The organism is Aequorivita todarodis, from assembly GCF_028561335.1.
In the GTDB taxonomy this organism is placed as follows: domain Bacteria; phylum Bacteroidota; class Bacteroidia; order Flavobacteriales; family Flavobacteriaceae; genus Aequorivita; species Aequorivita todarodis.
In genome coordinates this window covers 1-4,829 of record NZ_JAQQTG010000012.1, presented here as the reverse complement: position 1 = coordinate 4,829, position 4,829 = coordinate 1, and the positions used below count along the sequence as shown (strand labels likewise).

General features: G+C 31.9%; 5 protein-coding genes. 4 read left to right on the top strand and 1 reads right to left on the bottom strand.

All coding sequences use genetic code 11. The features are described 5' to 3' along the window. Nucleotides 1–157: 157 nt before the first annotated feature. The 4 genes from POV26_RS04590 to POV26_RS04575 all read left to right on the top strand — a co-directional run bounded on the left by POV26_RS04590 (nt 158) and on the right by POV26_RS04575 (nt 4,584). Nucleotides 158–952, top strand: a complete 795-nt coding sequence (locus tag POV26_RS04590) for a cation efflux transmembrane domain-containing protein (protein WP_272855299.1) — start codon at nt 158–160, stop codon at nt 950–952. 175 nt (nt 953–1,127) lie between these two features. Further along, a complete protein-coding gene (locus tag POV26_RS04585) occupies nt 1,128–2,114 on the top strand; it encodes a type I restriction enzyme HsdR N-terminal domain-containing protein (RefSeq protein WP_272855298.1) in 987 nt (328 codons plus the stop codon). A 180-nt stretch (nt 2,115–2,294) separates the two neighbouring features. After that, the gene (locus tag POV26_RS04580) at nt 2,295–4,307 is read left to right on the top strand and encodes a PHP domain-containing protein (protein WP_272855297.1); all 2,013 of its coding nucleotides are present in this window, start codon (nt 2,295–2,297) and stop codon (nt 4,305–4,307) included. Then, nucleotides 4,288–4,584: a hypothetical protein gene (locus POV26_RS04575; protein ID WP_272855296.1), complete on the top strand. Its 297-nt coding sequence runs from the start codon at nt 4,288–4,290 to the stop codon at nt 4,582–4,584. Before POV26_RS04580 ends, POV26_RS04575 begins: the two co-directional genes overlap by 20 nt. A gap of 20 nt (nt 4,585–4,604) precedes the next feature. Here POV26_RS04575 and POV26_RS04570 read toward each other — a convergent pair. Next, nucleotides 4,605–4,829: hypothetical protein (locus POV26_RS04570; RefSeq protein WP_272855295.1), on the bottom strand; the 225-nt coding region annotated here is incomplete at its 5' end.

Genomic DNA, 4,829 nt, shown 5'->3' with positions numbered 1-4,829 from the left:
CCCCACAACACTATGTATACGCAATGGCGGCAAAGTGGATATCCGAAGATAATTTTATACATTTAGCGTCCGTGCCGGGTGGAAGTGCCGGCAAATATCCCGCCACTGCGCATACACGCGGGCGTTGTGGTTAATGTAAAAAAAACCGAGTAACTAAATGAATAAAACAATATTTGAAATTACTAAAATGGACTGTCCTTCAGAGGAAAATCTAATCCGAATGAAATTGGACGGAATTCCAAGTATTGCGAATTTGGACTTTGACATTCCCAACCGAAAACTGACCGTTTTTCACAGCGGAGAAACTGACCAAATCGAAAAATCAGTTATCGAACTGAATTTAGGCGGAAAGAAAATCTCGACTGCACAAACTGACCAAACGGAATTTAATGAAAATGCAAATCAAAAAAAATTACTTTGGACTGTCCTCGGAATAAATTTCGCATTTTTCCTAATCGAAATGACAACAGGAATAATCTCAAAGTCAATGGGTTTGGTCGCAGACAGTTTAGATATGCTTGCGGACAGTTTCGTTTACGGAATTAGCTTGTTTGCGGTTGGCGGAACAGTAATAAAGAAAAAACGGATTGCCAAACTTGCTGGATATTTTCAAATAACACTTGCAATTATTGGATTTGTAGAAGTTTTAAGGAGATTTTTCGGAGACGAGAAACTACCCAACTTTTCGACAATGATTATTGTTTCGATTTTTGCACTTATTGCAAACGGAATTTGCCTTTACATTTTACAAAAGTCAAAAAGTAAGGAAGATGCTCATATGAAAGCAAGTATGATTTTCACTTCAAACGATGTGATTATCAATTTAGGAGTAATTACAGCAGGACTTTTGGTAAATTGGTTGAGTTCAAGCAAACCTGATTTGATTATCGGAACAATCGTTTTTGTTTTGGTAATTCAAGGAGCTTTTAGAATTTTAAAATTAAGTAAATAAATAAAAAACACTAACCACAACAATGGCTATAAGTAATTGCTTGTTCTCGCCTACTTCTGAAAATCCTCGCGGATTTTCAATTTGGTGTGTACTTGCAAAGTTGAGTTCTAAACCACGCAACTACTCATAGCCGAGACCGTTGGCAACAAGCTAAAAAAAATAGAGAAAACCGAAAATGAACAACGAAAAATGGAATGAAATCTGCTTTTTATTATCAGACAATATTCGGACTGATATTAGCGAAAGTGATTTTGAACAAAATGTAGTCCAAGCTTTAAGAGTTTTGGATTGGAAAGAATATTCTGGAGATATAGAAATTCGACCTTCCTTTCAAGTTGGTGCCTCAAACAGAATTACACCTGATTTTGTAATAAAAGATTCCGATAATAGAAAATTGTTCGTGATTGAAATTAAACAACCAAACATTCCACTCAATTCAAGATTCCAACAACAGTTATTTTCATATATGCGTCAGTTAAAACTCGAATACGGAATTTTAATTGGACAAGGAATCCAAATTTTTTACGATGGAGATTTAGCAAAACAAGAAGACCCAATACTTTTAGAAACAATAAAGTTCACAAAGGATAATGACAAAGGATTAAAATTTGTCGAAATATTTGCTAAAGAAAATTTTAACCGAGAATCATTGCGGAATTTCACTCTTAACGGACTAAAAAAATTAAATCGCAGAGAGGAACATAAGGAACTGACAAAAAAACTACTCGACGAAAATTATCAAGAAAAAATATCGGAACTTATAAAACAAGATTTTCTTGACGAATATGATGGAGAATTAATTGAGTCTGTTTTGGAAAATTTGAGAATTGAGATTAGAGCAAAAAATGCATTACCAACGCAAAGTGAATTACCAAAAAGAGAATTTTCTAAAGAAAAAATAGTTGACTATTCAAATGGAATTTTACCAATTGAATTAAATCCGTCAACGGAATCTGAATTTAAAAAGAGACTTTTATTGACCAAAACAGCTTATATCACGACATTTTATAAAAACGGAACTTCTAAACAAAAAGTTTGGAATGCTAACAGATTTAGAGAAACTTCGGGAGTTTTAGGAAATTTAAGGTCAAGACCAGAATTCAGAAATGGAGAATGGCAAAAACTCGGAATTGAAAAAGTTTTAGTTTCGATTGATAAATAGAAATCGGAAAGAAAAGCCAGTTGCCAACAACGTATAAAATTAATTGCTTGGTTCTAGCCTACTTACGAAAATCCTCGCGGATTTTCTATTTGGTTTGTATTTGCTAAATTAGTTGCTTAAACAACGCAACTAATCTTATACAAAACCGTTGGCGGTAATTTTGAAAAAAACGCATAAGAATTGAAAAAGATAGATTTACATATTCATACTGTTCAATCCATTAGTGATAGATACTTTGAATTTGATATTGAATCATTAAAAGAATATGTTGATTTATTAGAAATTGATTGCATTGCAATTACTAACCATAATTTGTTCGATAAAACTCAATTTGAACAAATATGTCAAGAACTGAATATAAAAGTTTTCCCAGGAATAGAAATTGATTTAGAAAGCGGTCATTTACTTTTGATTTCAGAAAATGAGCAACTTGATGACTTTAATTTAAAATGCCAAAAAGTAAAAGACTCAATTCCCACGAAAGATGACTCAATCAGTTATGAGCAACTAATTGAAATTTTTCCAAACCTGAACAATTATCTTTTAATTCCGCATTACGACAAAAAACCAAATATTAAACCAAACACTATAGCAAAATTTGGAGACAACATTTTTGTTGGAGAGGTAACGAGTTTGAGAAAGTTTAAAGCTTGTATTAAAGAAGCGGACAAATTAACGCCTGTAATATTTAGTGACTGTAGGTTTGTTGAAAATATGCCTTCATACCCCACTAAACAAACATTTGTAGATGCAGAAGACACAACTTTAAACGCAATTAAAGGTTGTTTATATGACAAAACAAAGGTCTTTCTTTCTAAAGAAGATGGTAACGATTTTTTCCAAGCTACAGATGACGGTATAATGTTATCAACGGGCTTAAATGTAATAGTTGGCGGACGTTCTTCTGGAAAAACTTACACTTTAAACAAGATTTGTGATAGCTTTGATAATGTAAAATATTTAAGACAATTCTCTCTACTTCAAAACGATAAAGAGAATTTTAAAAAACTAGTTACAACAAGGCACAGTTTAGTAACCGAAAACTATTTAAAAGAATTCAAAGATGTCGTTTTAGATGTTAACGAAATTGACCTTAAATCAAATGAGATTTCTCTCGAAAAATATTTAAGTTCACTTAAAAAGTATGCTTCAGAAAGCGATAATTTAGATACATTTTCAAAATGCAAATTATATAACGAAACAAAATTTACATTAGACAATCTAGAAAACCTAAAAAAATTAATCTCGGCCACAGAGACCTTACTTGAAACTAATGAGTACAAAGACATTGTTAATAATCATATTACTGATGACAGTTTAAAGAACTTAATTACAGAACTTATTAAGAAGCACAATGAACTTTATGAAAAAAATCTAAAAAAGGATTGGACGAATAATCTTATCGAATCAATAAAAGAAAATTTGAGATTTCGTTCAACAACAACTTCAATTGAGGAGGTTGATTTTGAAAAAATTCAATTTGAAAAAATTAAAGTTCAAAAATTTACTAGACTTGTTAAGAATGTTCAAACAGAAAAAGTAATTGACAGTAAGGAAATCAGAGGTTTCAAAGTCTTGGCTAAAACTAAAAAATATACTGGAGCAAGCCAGCTTAAAAAGAAAAGCAAAACTACACTAGGATTTAGTGAAGCATTTAACAATTATGAGAATCCATATAATTTCTTAACTGCACTTCAAAATGTAGGAATTGAAGAAACTGATTTCTATAAATATTTTGTGGACATAGATTACAGAACACTAAATAAGCACGGTTATGAGGTTTCTGGAGGTGAACGCTCGGAATTTAATTTACTTCACGAAATAAGTGATGCTTTAAAACACGACTTGTTACTAATTGATGAACCTGAATCTTCATTCGATAATATTTTCCTAAAAAGTGAAGTAAACGAGTTAATTAAAGAAATTGCAAAAGAAATCCCTGTAATTGTAGTTACTCATAATAGTACTATTGGAGCTTCAATCAATCCAAACCATCTTGTTTTTACTCAAAAATTAGTTAACAATGGTAATGTAGAATACAAAGTCTTTTTTGGGCATCCTACAAGCAAAACATTAAAAAATGTTGATGGAGAATTGATTAAAAATTTAGATGTACTTATGAACTGTCTTGAAGCAGGGGAAGAAGCATACAACCAACGAAATACGATGAATTATGAAATTCTTAAAGATTGATAATAACCAAGCCTTTTTTATAAAAGACAAAAACGAACCTGAAATATGGACTGAAATTGATAAAATCGAAAAAGATGATTTAATGAAACTTTTAGATTTCGCTACAGAAGATGATTTTGAAATGGATGTTTACAATGAAGATACTTTAGCGAATAAAGCACATCAAATAATCTATAAAAGCATATATGAGAAGCTGAATGTATTTTTAACTAATAAAAGTAGATTTAAAGACCAAACCGAAGCAATATATAAGGATGCTTTGGAAAAATACCAATAAAAAACTACCGCCAACAATGGCTATAAACAATTGGGGCGAAAGTGATAAAACGAAAGTATAAACATAAAACAAAGGTCAGTGCTAAACCGAAAAGTTAGGGCATAAAATCCCCAACTGTTCATAGCCGAGACCGTTGTGGGCCAGTTGGGCAAGAGAGCATATCCCAAAAAAAGTCCGGGAATGTCCGCAAAGGTGAAAACACGGTTTTTGGGCTGTGGGACCGCAAAACCCCCACTTGGGGCGGT